This window comes from Sphingomonas sp. IC081, assembly GCF_006874585.1.
In the GTDB taxonomy this organism is placed as follows: domain Bacteria; phylum Pseudomonadota; class Alphaproteobacteria; order Sphingomonadales; family Sphingomonadaceae; genus Novosphingobium.
In genome coordinates this window covers 986213-1004865 of the sequence record NZ_CP029761.1, presented here as the reverse complement: position 1 = coordinate 1004865, position 18653 = coordinate 986213, and the positions used below count along the sequence as shown (strand labels likewise).

The 18653-nt window shown below is 65.5% G+C and carries 19 protein-coding genes; 13 read left to right on the top strand and 6 right to left on the bottom strand.

Annotated elements, in window-relative coordinates; translation table 11 throughout:
• Positions 1 to 312 precede the first annotated feature (312 nt).
• The 11 genes from DM450_RS04905 (at position 313) to DM450_RS04855 (ending at position 12662) form a co-directional block, all read left to right on the top strand.
• The gene (locus tag DM450_RS04905) at positions 313 to 957 is read left to right on the top strand and encodes a PepSY-associated TM helix domain-containing protein (protein WP_260610204.1); all 645 of its coding nucleotides are present in this window, start codon (positions 313 to 315) and stop codon (positions 955 to 957) included.
• A complete protein-coding gene (locus DM450_RS04900; RefSeq protein WP_260610203.1) occupies positions 957 to 1922 on the top strand; it encodes an FAD:protein FMN transferase in 966 nt (321 codons plus the stop codon). The genes DM450_RS04905 and DM450_RS04900 overlap by 1 nt, the downstream gene beginning before the upstream one ends.
• Before the next feature lie 198 nt (positions 1923 to 2120).
• Positions 2121 to 3173 carry a sulfate ABC transporter substrate-binding protein gene (locus DM450_RS04895; RefSeq protein ID WP_142632911.1) on the top strand — a complete coding sequence of 351 codons (1053 nt, stop codon included), beginning with the start codon at positions 2121 to 2123 and terminating at the stop codon, positions 3171 to 3173.
• 56 nt (positions 3174 to 3229) lie between these two features.
• On the top strand, positions 3230 to 4081 hold the full coding sequence (gene cysT / locus DM450_RS04890; RefSeq protein WP_142632909.1) for a sulfate ABC transporter permease subunit CysT: 852 nt from the start codon (positions 3230 to 3232) through the stop codon (positions 4079 to 4081).
• Entirely contained in the window at positions 4078 to 4917 is an 840-nt protein-coding gene (gene cysW / locus DM450_RS04885) for a sulfate ABC transporter permease subunit CysW (RefSeq protein ID WP_142632907.1), read from the top strand. The genes cysT and cysW overlap by 4 nt, the downstream gene beginning before the upstream one ends.
• Positions 4914 to 5867: a sulfate/molybdate ABC transporter ATP-binding protein gene (locus DM450_RS04880; RefSeq protein ID WP_260610202.1), complete on the top strand. Its 954-nt coding sequence runs from the start codon at positions 4914 to 4916 to the stop codon at positions 5865 to 5867. Before cysW ends, DM450_RS04880 begins: the two co-directional genes overlap by 4 nt.
• Positions 5868 to 5878: 11 nt before the next feature.
• Complete coding sequence (locus DM450_RS04875) at positions 5879 to 6052, top strand: YezD family protein (RefSeq protein WP_142632903.1); 174 nt, start codon at positions 5879 to 5881, stop codon at positions 6050 to 6052.
• A 17-nt stretch (positions 6053 to 6069) separates the two neighbouring features.
• Positions 6070 to 6774: a glutamine amidotransferase gene (locus DM450_RS04870; RefSeq protein ID WP_142632901.1), complete on the top strand. Its 705-nt coding sequence runs from the start codon at positions 6070 to 6072 to the stop codon at positions 6772 to 6774.
• 153 nt (positions 6775 to 6927) lie between these two features.
• The gene (locus tag DM450_RS04865) at positions 6928 to 9147 is read left to right on the top strand and encodes a TonB-dependent receptor (RefSeq protein ID WP_142632899.1); all 2220 of its coding nucleotides are present in this window, start codon (positions 6928 to 6930) and stop codon (positions 9145 to 9147) included.
• A gap of 350 nt (positions 9148 to 9497) precedes the next feature.
• The gene (locus DM450_RS04860) at positions 9498 to 11867 is read left to right on the top strand and encodes a TonB-dependent receptor (protein WP_142632897.1); all 2370 of its coding nucleotides are present in this window, start codon (positions 9498 to 9500) and stop codon (positions 11865 to 11867) included.
• A 114-nt stretch (positions 11868 to 11981) separates the two neighbouring features.
• Positions 11982 to 12662 carry a Fe2+-dependent dioxygenase gene (locus DM450_RS04855; protein ID WP_142632895.1) on the top strand — a complete coding sequence of 227 codons (681 nt, stop codon included), beginning with the start codon at positions 11982 to 11984 and terminating at the stop codon, positions 12660 to 12662.
• 30 nt (positions 12663 to 12692) lie between these two features.
• Here the strand turns inward: DM450_RS04855 and DM450_RS04850 are convergent, their stop codons facing one another.
• Positions 12693 to 13379, bottom strand: coding sequence for a pentapeptide repeat-containing protein (locus DM450_RS04850; RefSeq protein ID WP_142632893.1), 687 nt, complete (start codon positions 13377 to 13379; stop codon positions 12693 to 12695).
• A gap of 206 nt (positions 13380 to 13585) precedes the next feature.
• On the opposite strand from DM450_RS04850, the gene DM450_RS04845 reads away from it, so the two are divergent.
• The gene (locus tag DM450_RS04845) at positions 13586 to 14221 is read left to right on the top strand and encodes a hypothetical protein (protein ID WP_142632891.1); all 636 of its coding nucleotides are present in this window, start codon (positions 13586 to 13588) and stop codon (positions 14219 to 14221) included.
• A 19-nt stretch (positions 14222 to 14240) separates the two neighbouring features.
• On the top strand, positions 14241 to 14372 hold the full coding sequence (locus tag DM450_RS26155) for a hypothetical protein (RefSeq protein WP_255535844.1): 132 nt from the start codon (positions 14241 to 14243) through the stop codon (positions 14370 to 14372).
• A gap of 56 nt (positions 14373 to 14428) precedes the next feature.
• Here the strand turns inward: DM450_RS26155 and DM450_RS04840 are convergent, their stop codons facing one another.
• The 5 genes from DM450_RS04840 to DM450_RS04820 are packed head-to-tail and all read right to left on the bottom strand — an operon-like array spanning position 14429 to position 18643.
• On the bottom strand, positions 14429 to 15208 hold the full coding sequence (locus DM450_RS04840) for a sulfite exporter TauE/SafE family protein (protein ID WP_142632889.1): 780 nt from the start codon (positions 15206 to 15208) through the stop codon (positions 14429 to 14431).
• 15 nt (positions 15209 to 15223) lie between these two features.
• Positions 15224 to 16774: a bifunctional protein tyrosine phosphatase family protein/NAD(P)/FAD-dependent oxidoreductase gene (locus DM450_RS04835; protein WP_142632887.1), complete on the bottom strand. Its 1551-nt coding sequence runs from the start codon at positions 16772 to 16774 to the stop codon at positions 15224 to 15226.
• A 32-nt stretch (positions 16775 to 16806) separates the two neighbouring features.
• A complete protein-coding gene (locus DM450_RS04830) occupies positions 16807 to 17226 on the bottom strand; it encodes a DUF6691 family protein (RefSeq protein WP_409529360.1) in 420 nt (139 codons plus the stop codon).
• Complete coding sequence (locus DM450_RS04825) at positions 17220 to 17672, bottom strand: YeeE/YedE family protein (RefSeq protein ID WP_142632883.1); 453 nt, start codon at positions 17670 to 17672, stop codon at positions 17220 to 17222. Before DM450_RS04825 ends, DM450_RS04830 begins: the two co-directional genes overlap by 7 nt.
• Positions 17673 to 17701: 29 nt before the next feature.
• On the bottom strand, positions 17702 to 18643 hold the full coding sequence (locus DM450_RS04820) for an MBL fold metallo-hydrolase (RefSeq protein WP_409529351.1): 942 nt from the start codon (positions 18641 to 18643) through the stop codon (positions 17702 to 17704).
• Positions 18644 to 18653: the final 10 nt, after the last annotated feature.

The following is an 18653-nucleotide window of genomic DNA, read 5'->3' as shown; positions in this document are numbered from 1 at the left end:
AGGCATTCTCATAGCTGTAACAAGTCGGCGCGTCGAGATGCTTTCCTTGTCCCCTCCGTGCAAATCGCTGCAGCGCGCCGTACAGTCATGCAAATTGCCGCCACAGGCACCAGGCACGGCCGTGACCATTGCCGCCGCCCTCATCCGGGGCACCCTGGCGCCCACAGGCCAATGCGGCAACGATGCTTCCATCGCCGCCCCATCTTCGCCAAAACGCATTAATGCTCTGGCGCAATCGCCGGCTTGTGTTAAGGGCGATTCTGCTAATGCCTCGCAACAGCTTGCACTTTCACTCTCCTGCCGGACTTTTTCGTGAACCCTTCCGAGACCAAGACCCTGCCCCGCAAGAAGTCGCGCAAGTGGCGTAACTGGTGGGTCAAGCAGTTGCACTCCTGGCACTGGATCAGCGCGGCGATCTCGCTGGCGGTTATGCTGTTCTTTGCCGTCACCGGCATCACCCTCAACCACGCCGCCTCGATTCCGGCTGAGCCCGTCGTCACCGAGCGCAGTGCCCGGCTCGAACCCTCAGTGCTGCGCGCACTGACCGCAAAGTCGGACGACGCGCCGCTCCCCGCCCCGGTGGCCGAAGCGGTGCGCAATGCAGTCGGCCTCGATGCCGCCGGCAAGCCCGGCGAATGGTCCGATGCGGAAGTCTACGTCGCCCTGCCCCGCCCCGGCGGCGACGCCTGGGTCAGCATCGACCGCGCGACCGGCAAAGTGAGTGCCGAAGTGACCGACCGAGGCTGGATCTCCTACCTCAACGACCTGCACAAGGGCCGCAATTCCGGTTCGGCATGGTTCTGGTTCATCGACCTGTTCGCCGTCGCCTGCCTGCTGTTCACGATCACCGGCCTGTTCCTGCTGCAGGTCCATGCCCGCCACCGCCGCTCGACATGGCCGATCGTCATCGCCGGCATCGCGCTGCCGGCCGTGCTCGCGATGATCTTTGTCCACTGATGCGGATCGCACTGCCTGCGCATATCGATGCCCATGCCTTTGCCGAATGCGACCCCGCGATTCCGCTAGGCCGGCTCGACGGCCGTACCATGGGCACCACGTGGAGCCTGCGCTTCGCCTCTCCGCACGGCACCGACGATGCGGCGATCCGCGCAGCTGTCGAGAGACGCCTTGAGCGCATCCTCGCCGAGATGAGCCACTGGGAAGCGGAATCGCTGCTCTGTCGGTTCAACCGCGCGGAGGAGGCAAGCTGGACCCTGCTGCCCCCCGATTTTGCAGCGGTGATCGAGACCGCCCTCACCGTGGCCGAGGCCAGTGGCGGTGCTTTTGACCCCGCCATCGGCCATCTGGTCGACCTCTGGGGCTATGGACCACCCGGCCCCTGCCCCGCGCCTGATGCAGATAGGCTCGCCGCAGCCCGCGCAGTATCCGGCTGGTCGCGCCTCGCCTGGGACGCGGCGAACCGCCGCTTGCGCCAGCCGGGCGGCCTCGCGCTCGACTTCTCGGGCATTGCCAAGGGCTATGCGGTCGACGCCGTGGCCGACCTTCTGCGCGAAATGGGCCTGCGCCACGTCCTTGTCGAGATCGGCGGTGAACTCGTCGGCCGCGGCGTGCGCCCTGACGGCGAACCCTGGTGGGTCGACCTCGAAACGCCGCCCGGCAACGCCTGCGCCCGGCCGCTGCGCCTCGCACTCCACGGCATCGCCGTCGCCACCTCGGGCACCTATCGCCGCGGCGAACACACGATCGATCCGCGCAGCGGCAGGCCGACCGAAAACGGCCTCGTGTCAGTCAGCGTCGTGGCCGCCAGTGCCATGCTGGCCGACGCCTGGGCCTCGGCGCTGACGGTACTGGGCCCGGTCGCCGGACCGCGCCTTGCCGCCGAGCGCGGACTGGCCGCCCGTTTCGTGACGGCGCAGACCGAAACGCTGTCCCCGGCGCTTCATGCCATGCTGGCAGACTAACCCTTTCCCAAACGGTCTTGTCGCACGCCGCGCCCGTATCGGCGCGCCGTCATGACGCTTCTGCCTCGCTCGAGGAACGCCTGCCCCGGACAGCGGATTGCCCCTGCACAAAGCCCAGCTTGTCAGGCTGCAACAAGAACTCTAATGTCAACCAAATGACTTGAGTTTAGGTCGGCGACATTCACGGGAGACTCGAAGATGAATGACGGGAACTATCGCCCCCACTATGCCCGCCGCCTGTTCCTTGCAGCGGTTGCAGGGGCCGCGCTGACCGCCTCGCTGGCGGGCTGTTCGGGCGCCGGCAAGTCCGGCAACAGCGTCGAGATCACCAATGTCTCCTACGATCCCACGCGCGAACTCCATCAGGCGATCAACCCTGCCTTCGCCACGTACTGGAAAAAGAAGACCGGGCAGGACGTCACCTTCCGCATGAGCCACGGCGGCTCAGGCAAGCAGAGCCGCGCGATCATCGACGGGCTTGAGGCCGACGTCGCCACACTGGCGCTCGCCTATGACATCGACGTGATTTCGAGCAAGGCCAAGCTGCTCCCGGCAGACTGGCAGAAGGCGCTGCCCGACAACAGCTCGCCCTACACTTCGACGATCGTGTTCCTCGTGCGCAAGGGCAATCCCAAAGGCATTCATGACTGGGGCGATCTGGTAAAGCCGGGCGTCGAAGTCATCACTCCCAACCCCAAGACCAGCGGCGGCGCGCGCTGGAACTTCCTCGCCGCCTGGGCCTATGGCCGCAAGGCGGGCGGCGGTTCGGAAGCGGCCGGCGAGGCTTACGTGAAGCAGCTCTTCACCCATGTCCCGGTGCTCGACAGCGGCGCCCGCGGCGCGACGACGACCTTCGTCGAACGCGGGATCGGCGACGTGTTGCTGGCCTGGGAAAACGAGGCGCTGCTGGCCGAGAAGAAGCTGGGTGCAGGCAAGTTCGAAATCGTCAATCCGTCGATCTCGATCCTCGCCGAGCCGCCGGTCGCGGTGGTGGCCGCCAATGCCAAGCGTCACGGAACTGAAGAGGTTTCAAAGGCTTACCTTGAATATCTCTACTCGCCCGAGGCGCAGGTCGCCATCGCCCGCAACTTCTACCGGCCGAGCGATCCCAAGATCGCCGCACAATTCGCCAGCCAGTTCCCCAAGATCGACCTGGTGACCATCGACAAGGACTTCGGCGGATGGACCAAGGCCCAGAAAGCGTACTTCGACGACGGGGGCGCCTTCGACCGGATCTACACCAAGAAGTAAACCGGCGGCGCCGGGCTCCCGCACCGGCGCGCCCCCAATCGAGCAGGCCACTGCAGATGACTTCAATTGCTTCGCGCAAGTACGGATGGCGCACGCCATCGGTACTGCCCGGCTTCGGGCTGACTTTCGGGTTCAGCCTCGCCTGGCTCTCGCTGATCGTGCTGATCCCGCTTTCGACGCTGTTCCTGAAATCGGCGGGCATGGGCTGGCATGCCTTCCTCGAAGTCGGCTTTTCCCCCCGCGCGCTGGCCGCCTACCGGCTGAGCTTCGGCACCGCCGCCGCCGCCGCGCTGGTCAATGCCGTGTTCGGCCTGCTCGTCGCCTGGGTGCTGGTGCGTTACCGGTTCCCCGGCAAGGGCGTGGTCGGCGCACTGGTGGACCTGCCCTTCGCGCTGCCCACCGCAGTTGCCGGCATCGCGCTCACCGCGCTTTACGCACCAAGCGGCTGGGTCGGACAATATCTCGATCCGCTGGGCATCAAGGTGGCCTTCACCGCCACCGGCATCACCGTGGCGCTGGTCTTCATCGGCCTGCCCTTCGTGGTCCGTTCGGTCGAACCGGTGCTGGCGGACCTCGGCAAGGACGTCGAGGAAGCCTCGGCAACGCTCGGCGCCAACCGCTTCCAGACCTTCTTCCGGGTGATCTTCCCGGCGATCATGCCTGCCCTGTTCACTGGCGCCGCCATGGCCTTTGCCCGCGGCGTGGGTGAATATGGCTCGGTCATCTTCATCTCGGGCAACATGCCCGGCAAGACCGAGATCGCCCCGCTGCTGATCGTCACCCAGCTTGAACAATACGCCTACGACGGCGCCACCGCGATCGCCATGGTGATGATGCTGATTTCCTTTGCCGTGCTGTTCGCGCTCAATGCCTTGCAGTCGGCCCGGCGCAGGAGGCTCGGCGCATGACACAGCGCTCCGTCGGAACCGAAAGCCGCGCCACGCAGATCGTGCTGATCCTGCTGGCACTGGCATTCCTTGCCTTCTTCCTGCTGCTGCCGCTCATCGCCGTGTTCAGCGAGGCGCTGAAGCAGGGCATCGCGCCCTTCCTCGACGCCGTCTCCAACCCCGACGCACTGGCGGCGATCCGGCTGACCCTGTTCATCGCCGCGATCAGCGTGCCGCTCAACCTGGCCTTCGGCATCACCGCAAGCTGGGCGATCACCAAGTTCAGCTTCCCCGGCAAGAACCTGCTGCTGACACTGATCGACCTGCCGCTTTCGGTCTCGCCGGTGGTCTCGGGCCTGATCTTCGTGCTGCTGTTCGGCGCGCAGGGCCTGCTGGGGCCGTGGCTGACGGAACACGGCCTCAAGATCATCTTCGCGGTGCCCGGCATCGTGCTGGCGACCGTGTTCATCACTTTCCCCTTTGTCGCCCGCGAACTGATCCCGCTGATGATGGAACAGGGCAAGGATGACGAGGAAGCCGCCGTCTCGCTCGGCGCCAGTGGCTGGCAGACCTTCTGGCACGTCACCCTGCCCAACATCCGCTGGGGCCTGCTCTACGGCGTGCTCCTGTGCAACGCGCGCGCCATGGGCGAATTCGGCGCGGTCTCGGTCGTCTCCGGGCATATCCGGGGCGAGACCAACACGATGCCGCTCCATGTCGAGATTCTCTACAACGAATACGATTTTGTCGGAGCTTTCGCGGTCGCCTCGCTCTTGGCCGCGCTCGCCCTCGTCACGCTCGTCCTCAAGACCGTGCTGGAATGGCGCTTCGATCTCCACTCGGGAGCAAGACATTGATCCGCGTTGAAAACATCACCAAGCGCTTTGGCGACTACGCCGCGCTCCACGGCATCGACCTCGAGATCCAGCCCGGCGAGTTCATCGCCCTGCTCGGCCCCTCGGGTTCAGGCAAGACCACGCTGCTGCGCATCATCGCGGGCCTCGAATTCCAGGATGAGGGCCATGTCTTCTTCGACGGCGAGGACGTCTCCGACATCCCGGTCGGCAAGCGCAACGTCGGCTTCGTGTTCCAGCAATACGCCCTGTTCAAGCACATGACGGTGGCCGACAACGTCGCCTTCGGCCTCAATGTGCGCAAGGCCAGGCACCGCCCGTCGAAGTCCGAGATCAAGGCCCGCGCCGAGGAGCTTCTGCGCATCGTCCAGCTCGAAGGGCTCGGTGGACGCTATCCCGGACAGCTTTCGGGCGGCCAGCGCCAGCGCGTGGCACTGGCCCGCGCGCTCGCCATCGAACCGAGCCTGCTATTGCTTGATGAACCCTTCGGTGCCCTCGACGCCAAGGTCCGCAAGGATCTGCGCCGCTGGCTGCGCGATCTCCACAAGCAGATGGGCCTGACCTCGATCTTTGTCACCCACGACCAGGAAGAGGCGCTCGAACTCGCCGACCGGGTGGTGGTGATGGACCACGGCCGGATCGACCAGATCGGCACGCCGGAGGAAGTCTACATGAAGCCGGCAACCGCTTTCGTCTCGCATTTCGTAGGCGAAACCAACCGCTTTCCCGATGGCCGCCATGTGCGCCCACACGATCTCGATATCGTCACCGAAGGGGGAGAGGCGATCGCGGTCGACAACGTGTTCCGCAAGGGCGCGGTGTGGCGCGTGGAAGGGCGCCTCGCCGGCAATGACACGATCGTCGAACTCGACCTTTCGAGCGATCGCCAGCCTCCCGCCATCGGCGAAACGGTATTTATCGCCGCTCGCCGTTCGCTCACTTTCGCAAGCTGAGGAGCTTTCCGATGACAAGCAGTCCGTCTCCCGAACCGACCTCCGCCGCCCAGCGCCAGTTGGAGGACAACATCGCCACCGTGCGTGACGCGCTCGAGAACCTGCGATACGGCAATATCGCGCTGACCGTGCACGACGGCCGCGTGGTGCAGATCGACGTCACCGAGAAGAAGCGCTTCCAGTAGGCCCCAGCCCTTTCCCCATGCCGCAAAAGAACGCCCTGATCATCCGCCATGTGCCGCACGAAGGTGTGGCCGGGTTTCGCCAGCCGATCGAGGATCACGGCTACCTGGTCGATCGCATCGATGTGACCGACCCGGCCTTTGCCTCGCTCGATCTGGCCGAGCCCGACCTGCTGATCATGATGGGCGGGCCCATGGGGGTCTACGAGCAGGAGGCGCATCCCTGGATTGCCTGCCAGATGCGCCGCCTTGCCCGCCGCCTCGAAGCGGACCGGCCAACGCTCGGCGTCTGCTTCGGCGCGCAGATGATCGCCGCGGCCATGGGTGCGGACGTCTATCCGGGCCCTTCCAAGGAAGTGGGCTTCCACCCCGTCCGCGTGCATGACCATATCGTGGACAGCCCGCTACGCCATATCGCCGGGGTCCCGGTGCTGCACTGGCACGGCGATACCTTCACCCTGCCGGGCAATGTCGAGTTGTTGGCATCCAGCCATGTCTACGACCATCAGGCCTTCCGGCGCGGCAGCAATATCCTCGCACTCCAGTTCCACGCCGAGATGGGCATGGACCCGCGCTTCGACGCCTGGATGGAGCAATGGCCCGAAGCCGTCGTCGAGGCAGGCGGCAGCGAAACCGCACTGCGCGCCGCCCATGCCGAACACGGTCCCGTTGCCGTCGCTGCCGGACGGGCGATGATCGGCGAGTGGCTGAAGGGCCTGCGCTAACCCCGCACTTCCCGCGCGCTCCGCACACTCCTCCCCCCAACACCGCCATGACGATATGGCAGCAAGGGAACTTCGTTCTCAAGCATTTGGGTGCGATTGTCGCGGTCCGGCCCGAACCGAGAAGGCCGGTCAGGACGATCGAGGGAGGACTACATGTCGACTGTCATGCTGCGCTGCGCAGCATCAATGGGCGTGCTTGCCAGCACGCTGCTGACCAACCCGGCTCTGGCGCAGGATACGGCGAAGGCGCCGGCAACCGCCGAACAATCACCGGTCGGCGAGATCGTCGTCACCGCGCAGCGCCGTTCCGAACGCTCGCTCGACGTGCCGATCACCATCACCACGCTGAGTGACAAGACCCTCGACGATGCCGGAGTGCGCCAGTTGTCCGACATGGCCAAGGTCGTGCCGGCACTGCGCTTCGACAAGTCCGGCGTCTACACCCAGCCGACCATTCGCGGCGTCGGCACCGCCATCGCCACTTCGGGCGGCGGCCCCAACGTCGCCACGTATGTCGACGGCTTCTTCCTGCCGAGCGCCGCCGCCACCGACTTCCAGCTGCTCAAGGTACAGTCCGTGCAGGTCCTCAAGGGGCCGCAAGGCACGCTGTTCGGGCGCAACACCACCGGCGGCGCGATCCTCGTCACCACGGCCGATCCCAGCGAGACGCCGGGCGGCGAGATGCGCGTTTCCTATGGCCGCTTCGACACCGTGGAAGCACAGGCCTATGCCACCGGCGCGCTTGCCAAGGGCGTCGCGCTCGACGTCGAGGGCCTCTACCGGCGCGGCGACGGCTTCCAGACCAACATCGTCGACGGCAACGACCAGATCGGCAAGTATAACCGCTGGTCGGTCCGCACCGGCCTGAAAGTGGAAATCTCGCCCGACGTCAGCGCAGTGCTGCGCTATACCCATTCGCAGAGCGACGATCCCTCCGCGCTGATGCACAATGCCTTCGTCGATGGCGACGGCACCCGCTGGGTCTATCAATACACGCCGACCGGCTATTACGCGACCAAGCCAAACGAAGTGGCGCTTCAGCCGGGCGACGGCATCGGCGCAAAAACCAACACCGATGTGGTCCAGGGCACGATCAAGGCCGACCTCGGATTCGCCAACCTCACCTCCTACACGCAGCTGCGCAACGAGCGGGTGAACAGCGTGCAGGATCTTGACGCTACCGCACTGCCGATCTTCACCATCGGCATCGGCTCCAACAGCAAGACCTTCACGCAGGAACTGCTGCTCAACTCCAAGGCCGGCTCGCGCCTGCAATGGACCACCGGCGTCTACTACTTCCGCAACCGCGATTCCTGGCCGACCGAGGCGAAGCTGGGCACCGCTCCCTTCGTCAAGAACGGCGAATCCGGCACGCTCTCGCAGGCGATCGCCGTATTCGGCGACGCGACCTACGAGATCACCCCGCAGCTCTTCGTCACCGCCGGCGCGCGCTATAGCCACGACTGGGTCGATCAGGCCTTCTTCGAACGCGCATTGACCGCCTCGGTCTACGAGGATGCGAACGGCAATGCCGTGCCCTTCCCCGCCGATGTGCCGCTCTACACCAGGTTCTACGTACCCAAGCTCACCAACGACCGGGTCACCCCGCGCTTCGTGATCCGCTTCAAGCCGGACGATTCCTCCAGCCTCTATGCCTCGTTCACCCAGGGCTACAAGGCGGGGCTGCTCAATGTCGGCGGCTATTCCTACCGGCAGGTGAAGCCGGAGACGATCAATGCCTATGAACTGGGCTACAAGTATGCCCGGAACGGCATCACCGCCGAACTCTCGGGCTTCTATTACGACTACAAGAACCTGCAGGTCTCCAGCTTCCAGGCCGGGACCGCACGGATCACCAATGCCGCCAGTTCCGAGATCTACGGCATCGAAGGCCAGGTCAGCGCCCGCGTGACTTCGGATTTCACCGTCTCGGCCGGCGCGGCATGGACCCATGCGCGCTACAAGTCGTTCCCCAACGCGCCCTACTACCAGTTCGGCGATAGCGGCTTCCTGTTCGAGACAACGACCAACGCCAGCGGCTTCAAGATGCAGCGCACGCCGGAATTCACCGGCAACATCGCCGCCTCCTACGGCATCGACCTGGCGGAAGGACGGCTCAACCTGTCGAGCAATCTCTACTACACGTCCTCGTTCTATTTCGGCATCGCCGAACAGTTCAGGCAGAAGGGCTATGCCCTGCTGGGCCTGCGCGCGGAATGGACCGACGCCAGCGAGAAATACTCGGTCGCCGTGTTCGGCGAGAACGTGACCGACCATCGCTACCGTTCAGCGGTCAACTACGCTTCGCTCGGCATCGGCAGCGTCTGGGCAGCGCCCGCCACCTACGGCGTGACGCTCGGCGTCAAGTACTGAGACTGGCACGATAAGGCACGAGAGGGCGTACGATCCGCAGCGCCCCCTCGTGCCGATCAACACCTGACGTGCTGGACAGCTTGGAACAAGCCTGCCGCAGCCGCCTCTCCGTCCTGCACGGAAAACCGCCGTGGTAGCGTCCCATCACCGACACCCGCCGCCGGGGATCCTGATCTGCTGGATCGCCGGTGCCGCAAGCGTCGCCGCCGGGCCGGGACGGGTCCACGCCGCATAGCGGCCGTCCCGTCCTGAAATATTTCAGCATCATCCCTGCAATCTCATCTTGCGAATGAGAATGACTCTCATTAACAGCACGCCCTCAGGGAACTTCGAACACCACGAGGGGAATCATGTCCAAGAAGCCTTCGCCGGCGGCTGCGCGCCGCTCATTTCTGGCGCTTACCTGCCTTGCGCCCGCATTGGTGCCCGCGCTGGCCCACGCCGATACGGCGCCATCCGATAACGGGCAGGTGCTTGGCGGCGTGACCGTCAGCGATACCGCGATCGACACGCAGCCCGGCCGCACGCTGGAGTCCCCCAAGCGCACGCGCCCGGTCCGAGATACGCCGCAGACGATCACCGTGCTTGGCAAGGAAGTGATCGAACAGCAGAACCTGCTGACCCTGCGCGATGTCCTCTCGACCGTCCCGGGCATCACCTTCGGTGCCGGCGAAGGCGGCGGCGGTTATGGCGACAGCATCAATTTCCGCGGCTACAGCGCCAACAACGACATCACCGTCGACGGCGTGCGCGACAGCGCCCAGTACACCCGTTCCGACCCGTTCAACCTCGAACAGATCGAAGTGACCAACGGCGCGAACTCGGTAATGTCCGGCGCAGGCTCGGTGGGCGGCAACATCAATCTCGTCACCAAGCGCCCCAAGGCGGATGACGAGATGATTGTCACCGGCGGGGTTGGCACCGACAATTATTATCGCGCCACCGCCGACCTCAACAAGCGCGTCAACGACCTCGTCGCCGTCCGCCTCAATGCGATGTGGCACCGCAACGACGTGCCCGGCCGCGATGTCGAGGACTACAAGCGCTGGGGCCTCGCCCCCTCGGTCACCATCGGCATCGACGGCCCGACCCGCCTGACGCTCCAGTACCTCCACCAGGAGGACACCAATATTCCGCAGTACGGCCTGCCCTATTACCAGACCGCCACGAACGCCGGCATGGTGCCGGGCGTGCATCGCAGCGACTACTTCGGCTATCGCAACGTCGACAAACAGAAGATCAACGTCGACCAGCTGACCGCAACCTTCGAGCATGATTTCAGCGACGCGGTGTCGATCCGCAACCTGGCGCGCTGGCAGGACGTGACGCAGTTCTCGCGCGTCGATCCGCCCCAGGGCACCTATTGCCTGTCGAGCGGCGTCACGCCCGCGGGTGCCGCCTGCCCCGCCACGGTTCCGGCCGGTTACTACCTGCCCTCCGGCCCGCGCGGCAACACGCGTGACAGCGGCAACCAGCTGTTGTTCGATCAGGTCGACCTGACGGCGAAGTTCAACACCGGCGCGATCGAGCACACCGTCGACGTCGGCGCCGCCGCGACCTGGGAAAAGTACGACCTGTTCTCGGGCAGCTCGCTGCGCAATGCGGACGGCACCGCCTATTACACGGCCTACCCGCTGATGAATATCGACAACCCGAATGCCGTCATCACCGGCCCTGCGGGCTTCACCTATGGCAGCAACGTCTACACCGGCGCGCTGAACTTCATCCGCACGGCCCACCAGATGGGCGAGCAGACCAATGTCGCCGCCTACCTGTTCGACACGATGAAGCTGGGCAAGTTCGAACTGAACGCCGGCGCCCGCATCGAGCGCAACAGCGGCACCTATCGCAGCGACACGATCTCGGCGGTGCCCGCAACGCTGGGGGTAGTGACCCCGGGCACGCAGTTCAAGAACGCCGACACGCTGTTCTCCTACCGCGTCGGCCTTGTCTACAAGCCGGTCGAGACCGTCAGCCTCTATGCCGCCTACGGCAACTCGCGCACCCCGTCGAAGGCCTCGGTCAACGGCTCGTGCACGGCGGCGACCTGCAACATTTCCCCGGAAACCGCGACGAACTACGAGATCGGCGCCAAGGCCGAACTGTTCGACGGCGGACTGCTGCTCACCGCCTCGGCCTTCCGCAACGAGCGCGACAAGTACGCCGTTGCCTCGAACGACCCGACGGTAGTCGACCAGCAGCTTGACGGGCATTCGCGCGTTGACGGCATTGCCCTCGGGGCAACCGGCAAGATCACGCCGAACTGGTCGGTCACCGCCAACTACACCTACCTCAAGAGCAAGCTGGTGCAGTCGGTGTCGGACTTCTGCCTTGCCAATCCCGGCCAGGGCACCTGCACCAACACGGTGGCCGTTCCCAACCCCGGCGGCGGTTCGGACCTGACGCAGACGCCGAAGAATTCGGCCAGCCTGTTCACCACCTATCGCCTGCCATTCGGCCTGACGATCGGTTATAGCGCCACCTACCAGGGCTCGTTCGCGCTCAATACCCCCACGGCGACCTCGGCGGTCGTCTATCGCTCGGACGACTACCTGATCCACAACGCCTATCTCTCGTACGAGTTCACGCCGAACCTCTCGGCGCAGCTCAACGTCAAGAACATCGGCGACAAGCTCTACTTCCAGCGCGTCCGCAACAACGGCTGGGCGACCCCGGGCGATGCGCGTTCGGCGGTGCTGACCCTGACCGCGAAGATGTAACCTTCTCCCAACGGCCCGGCGGATGCCCTCTCCAGTGCGTCCGCCGGGTTTCTTTCGCGGCAATTCTTGACCGCGATCATTGTCAGGCCCCGATTATTGGGCAAGAGACGCTGCATGGTCATCGAAATTCCGGAACTGTTCCGCCCCGAAGAAGTGCGCGAACTGCGCGCCGCCCTCGAAACGGCGGACTGGGCGGACGGGCGCGCCACGGCCGGGCACCGCGCTGCCCGCGTCAAGGACAACGAACAGCTCCCGCTGGACCATCCGCTGGCCAGGGAACTGGCCGAGCGCGTGCAGACGCGTCTTTACCAGACCCCGCTGTTCATCGCCGCCGCCCTGCCCCAGCGTGTGCTGCAACCGCGCTTCTCGCGCTATGACGGACGCGGCCACTACGGCAATCACGTCGACAACGCGATTTTCCCGATCCCCGGCACCGGCGAGCATCTGCGCAGCGATGTCTCGAGCACCCTCTTCCTCAGCGATCCCGACGAATACGACGGCGGCGAACTGGTGATCGAAGACATGTTCGGCACCCACACGGTCAAGCTGCCGGCCGGCCACATGATCGTCTACCCCGGCAGCAGCCTGCACCGCGTCACCCCGGTCACGCGCGGCGTACGCTTCGTCTCGTTCTTCTGGACCCAGAGCTTTGTCGCCTCCCCCGAACGACGGCGGCTGCTGCTCGAACTCGACGGCGCCATCCAGTCGGTGGCAACCGACCATCCCGAACATGGTTCCATCGATACGCTGACACAGGTCTACCACAACCTGCTGCGACAGTGGTCGGTGACCTGAAAACCCAGCCGGCATCGGCAGGCCGCTTGCTCACAGAACCCGAAGTCCCAGCTGCGACAATAACTCGGCGGCCTGCACACGCGAAATGACCGCACCGCGAAACAACCGCGCGTCCATCAGTTCCACGCCGCCAAGGTCAGCGCCGCGCAAGTCGGCCTGCTCGAAGCGGCAGCCGTCGAGCGAGGCATTGCGCAGCGAGGAATCCTCGAACACCGCCATCCGGAAATCGCACTTGCGCAGATCGGCCTCGGAAAAATCGACCTGCCGGAACGTGCTTTTGCGGAACGCCATGCCGGGCAGACGGGCATAAGCCAGCAGCGCCTCCTCCAGCACGACGCCCAGCATGCCGGCATCGGTGAAGTCCGCGCCCGTCAGCTTGCAGCGCTGCAAACGCGCCGAAGTGAGCTTCGCACGCCGGAACGAGGCATTGTTGAAATCGCCGCCCGTCACGACGGCTTCGTCGAGGTCGGCCCCGACAAACGAGGCTTCACCGCCGCGGCACTGGAGAAACTGGCCCCCGCCAAGCCGCGCCCCGTCGAAGCGGGCACGGCGCAGCGAGCAGCGCTTGAACACCACCTCGCTCAAGTCGAGATCATGGAAATCGCCTTCATCCAGCGTGCACTCCACCAGCACACGCCCGCCGGCAGGCTCTGCGAGATCGGCCCGCCTGATCTCGAGGCCACAAATCGTTGCGCTGCTTTCCGCCGGATCGTTCATCCCGCCTCTATGAACACCGCGCCGTAGCGACACAACGCCCCCGATGCAGTGCGGAACTTGTCCCGGCCGCCTAGCCCACCGGATAATGCTGTGTTAGGCGCAGGGCAAGCCGGCAGGATGCTTTCCGCGTCCCACAGACTTTGGCGAATTCACAAGGCGTCACCGACATCGAGCGATTGCGACCCTCCCCGCCATCCCGCCAGGCCGTGCCTGCCGCGTCTTCTGACGCGATTTCCACATCGCATCGAACCCTGTCGACCGGCTGCGCGTTCTGGACCGCGCATGCAGCCCTGCCCGGCACGGTCTCCCGGCAGGGCTCTGCGGTACTGGCGCGCCTGAACAGCAATCGCCTGCGCGAACTCGATGGCTTCCTGAGCCATCTTATTGCCGACATTCTCTCCGCTGCCGGGGTTCCGCAGCCCGAAGCCCCCAAAGCCCTGCGCGAGACGAGCACCTTGCGCCGGCTGCGCACGGCCGAACGGCTGTTCGGACTGGACCTCGGCGCCGAACCTCGGCTGATCGCCGCGCAGCGGGCCGCCGCGGCGCTGCGGCGCCCGTTCGGGACGTTCTGCAAGGAGCGCCTCCGCCAGGATCTGCGCCGTGCCGCTGACCTGCCGGAAACATGGGGCGGCAACGGCCCCTGCCAGCTCGATGAAACGACGATCCGGGCGCTATGCGGATTCTACCGATCGCTGGGCGATGTCCTCGTCGATGCACTGGCGCGCCGCGGCGACATGTCCGGAAATGACACGGGCGCCGGTCCTGCCGCTGAACGAATTACCTGTGAAACCACGTCACGCAATGATAGCATTTTCAGGGAATCGGGAGCTCGTCGCTCCTGATCTGACCGAGGGGCACGCCATGCAAGCAGATCTGCTGACGCTCGAAGCTCTCATCACCGGCACCGCGATGGTCCTGCTGATGTTCGGACGCATGGCCGTCACCACCAGACGGGCCGCCATGGTAAGGGCGCGAAGCCGGAAAATCGCCTGACGGGAAATCCGGCGTCCGCCGTTCTGGCCTAGATCGTAAACTCGTAAACGGCACCGTCACCCTGCCCAGCCACCGCTGCGATAGAGCGTGTAGGCCGCCACGACAAAGATCAGCGCGGAAAACACCACTGTAAGCGCCCCGCTGCCCGACAGGCGCCTGGCGAGCACAGTGCCGCCGAGACCGCCCAGCACGCCTCCGGCAATGAACACCGCCGCCAGCGTCCAGTCAACGAGGCCGGACAGCGCATAGTTGAACGCCGTCGTCAGTCCGAACGCCGTCACCGCGACAAGACTGGTACCCACCGCGTTGATCATCGGCATACGGGTAGAGGCGACCAGCCCCGGCACGATCAGGAAACCTCCACCGATCCCGAAGAAGCCCGAAAAGGCTCCGGTTCCAAGGCCGAATGCAAGGACTTTGGGGGCATTTTCGCGGTTGCACTGAGCGCCGGGAACACCGGGATTGCCGCGCCCCCGCAGCATCAGGACGCCGACGACAACCATCAGCAGGGCAAAGGCGAAGAGCAGCTTCTGCCCGTCGATCGCCTTGCCCAGCGTCGATCCGGCAAAGGCACCGAGCACGCCCGCCACCGCGTATAACCCGCCGCAGCGCCATTTTACCGTGCCCGCACGCGCATGTTGCAGCAATCCGCTGGCAGCATTGGCGGCAACGGCCAGCGCACTGGTGCCGATGGCCACGTGCGGACTGGGCACACCGACGAGGTAGACCATCAGCGGCACCGCAAGGATCGAACCGCCGCCGCCAACGAGGCCCAGGGTAAATCCGACCAGCGCGCCCGACACCATGCCGAGCGCGAGATGAAGCATGTCCAGCATGGCAGGCTCCCCGAACTACTGCAGCGGTACCGGCTGCACGAGCCATTCGCGGCCCTTGAGCATACCGTGCCAGTAGATCGCCGGAAGTGCGTCCGCCTTGAGATGCCAGGCCAGGCGCGAAGGCCGCTTGCCCTCGATCAGCCAGGTCGGCAACGTTGGCGCGAGCTTGCCGCCGTAAGCGAATTCGGCAAGGACGATATGGCCGCGGTCTACCGTCAGCGGGCACGAGCCGTAGCCGTCGTATCCGGCAAGCGGCGCCTCGCCGTCGAGAACCGCCAGTGCGTTGACCGCCACGACCGGGGCCTGCTTGCGCGCGGCTGCGGCGGTCTTGGCATTGGCGGTGTTGCAACCATCGCCCAATGCAAAGATCTCCGGATAACGCACGTGGCGCAATGTCGCAGGATCGACTTGCGCATAACCGCCAGCATCGGCGAGCGGACTGGCCGCAACAATCGCGTTGGCCGCTTGCGGGGGAACCGCATGCAGCATGTCGAAGCGGCGGGTGACCTCGCCCTCGGCGGTGCGGAACGTCGCTTCCCGCGCCGGGCCATCGACCGCAACGAGGTTGGAACCGAACCTCAGGTCGATGCCGTAGCCGTGCACCGCCTCCATCAGCGCCGGCACATAATCGGCCACACCGAACAGCGCAGTCCCGGCATTGTGGAATTCCACCTCGATGCCGCCCAGCACGCCGCTGCGGCGCCACTCGCTGCACGAGAGGTACATGGCCTTTTGCGGCGCACCCGCGCACTTGATCGGCATCGGCGGCTGCGTGAACAGCGCCCTTCCCCCGCGCATCGCCCGCACCAGTTCCCAGGTGTAAGGCGCCAGATCGTAGCGGTAGTTCGAGGTCACCCCGAACTGGCCGAGTGCAGCCTCCAGACCGTCGACGGCTTCCCATGCCAGCCGATTGCCCATGGCAACGATCAGCACTTCGTAGGTCAGCCGGGTCCCGTCATCGAGCAGGATCGCCTTGCGATCGGGGTCAAAGCCGATGCAGCCCGCATGAAGCCAGTGCGCGCCCTTCGGCATGATCTTGCCGGTAGGCCGCACGGTGTCGCGCGGCTTGAACACGCCGCCACCGACCATCGTCCAGCCCGGCTGGTAATAGTGCTCCTCGCGCGGCTCGACGACAGCGATATCCAGGCCCTTGCGGCGCTTGAGCAACGAGGCGATGGTGGCGATTCCCGCCGAGCCCCCGCCGACGACCACCACGCGGTGATGCCGTTCATGCCGGAAGCCGAGCGCCAGCCGCGCGACCTGCTCCGCGCGGTTGCCGCTGCGGCACCAGGCCAGTACCGGCCCCGGCATCTCGCCAAGAGCCCGCGCGAATGCCTCGGCCTGATCGGCTGCGCTCACCTGACCGCCGATCGGCAGATGCCGCGCCGCAAGTCCGGCCTGCGCGGCGGCGGCGGCAAGTTCGGCCCAGGTTGGCTGGCCTGCCTCCTCGCCATCCGGGCGATTGCCGATCACCGCCCTGAACCCCAGTTCGGCGATGCGCGCCATATCCTCGGGCCGGGGCTGGTCGCAGATGGAAAGGTCGGGGGACAGTGTGCGGATCTGCATGGGGGGCTTGTTCCTTGAGGTAACGGAGAGCGTCAGGCCCGATCGAACAGGCGCAGGGCAATCATGCCGAGCACCATGCCGGTGACAAAAACGGCTGCAGGCAGCGGGTTCAGCGCCAGCGAGGCGAGAGCCGGTCCGGGACACAGCCCGCCGAGCCCCCAGCCGATCCCGAACAGTGCGGCACCGCCCACGAGGCGGGCATCGATGAGGCGTGTTCCGGGCAGCTCGAAGCGCTCGGCCGCCACCGGCTTGAGCATGCGCCTCTGCAGCCCCCAGGCCAGCGCCATCACGATGAGCGCTCCGCCCATGACAAAGGCCAGCGTCGGATCCCAGGCCCCGCCGACATCGAGGAACCCGCGTACCCGCGAAGGGTCCATCATGCCCGAAAGCGCAAGGCCGGCACCGAACAGCGTGCCCGACAGCAGAGCAAGGAGCGGTCGCGCGCTCACCAGCCTGCTCCCGCGAGATTGACCAGCGCGACCGTGGCCATACCGCTGGCCATGAATGTCGCGGTGGCGAGCAGCGAACGCGGCGAAAGTCGCGACATGCCGCAGACGCCGTGGCCACTGGTACAGCCGCTTCCCAGCCTTGTGCCGATCCCGGTGATGAGGCCAGCCACGCCGAGCAACGCCAGCGATGGCGGGAAATGCGCCGGAACCGGCCCCAGGAGCATGGACAGCAGCAAGGCGCCCAAAGGCAAGCCCGCAATGAACGATGCCGCGATCGACCAGGGTGTGCCGCCGCCCAGCGCCAACGTGCGACCGAGCAGCCCGCTGACACCGGCGATGCGCCCGTTGCCAAGCAGCATGATCGCGGCGGCCAGCCCGATAAGACCGCCGCCGGCAAGCCCGCGCAGCGGCGCGGCATGGGGAAATATCTCGGAAAACATAGGGATCATCGCAAGTCTCCCGTCAGTGCCCAGGGCAATCAGACCGCATTGACCGGCAGCTTGAGATACGTGACCCCATTGGCCTCCGGCGCCGGAAAATGCCCCGCGCGCATGTTCACCTGCACTGCGGGAAGGATCAGCGCCGGCATCGACAGTCCGGCATCGCGCGCCGTGCGCATGGCGACAAAGGCCTCCTGCGAGACCCCGTCATGGACATGGACGTTTCCCTTGCGCTGCGCCGCGACCGTGGTTTCCCAGGCGTAAGCATCCCGCCCCGGCGCCTTGTAGTCATGGCACAGGAACAGGCGTGTCTCCGCGGGGAGCGAAAGCAGGCGCCGGATCGAACGATAGAGCTGGCCGGCATCGCCACCGGGAAAGTCGGCGCGGGCGGTGCCATAGTCCGGCATGAACAGGGTATCGCCAACAAACACGGCGTCACCGATCACATAGGCCATGTCTGCAGGCGTGTGGCCGGGCACGTGGAGCGCCATGGCCTCCAGCCCGCCGATCCGGAAAGATTCGCCGTCGGTGAAGAGATGATCGAACTGCGAACCATCCCGCACGAAGTCGCCATCGGCGTTGAACAAGGTTCCGAAAACCTGCTGCACGCGCACGATCTCGGCTCCGATGGCAATCCGCCCGCCCAGCCGCTGCTGCAGATATGGGGCGGCCGAGATATGATCGGCATGGGCATGCGTTTCCAGCAGCCACGATAATTTCAGATTATTGCAAGTAATGTAGTCGACCACGCGTTCCGCCGAGGCATGGCGCGTGCGCCCGGATGCCGCATCGAAATCCAGCATAGAATCGATCACGGCCGCCTCTCGCGTCGCGGCATCATGCACCACGTAAGTCACCGTATAGGTGGACTCGTCAAAGAATGCGGCAATCTCCGGGCGCGGAGCATCGCCGCGCCGGGCCGCCTCGACAAGCACACCGCCCTCCCTCAGCGCGGGATCAGCAGGAACGGACTCGATCACGACTCATCTC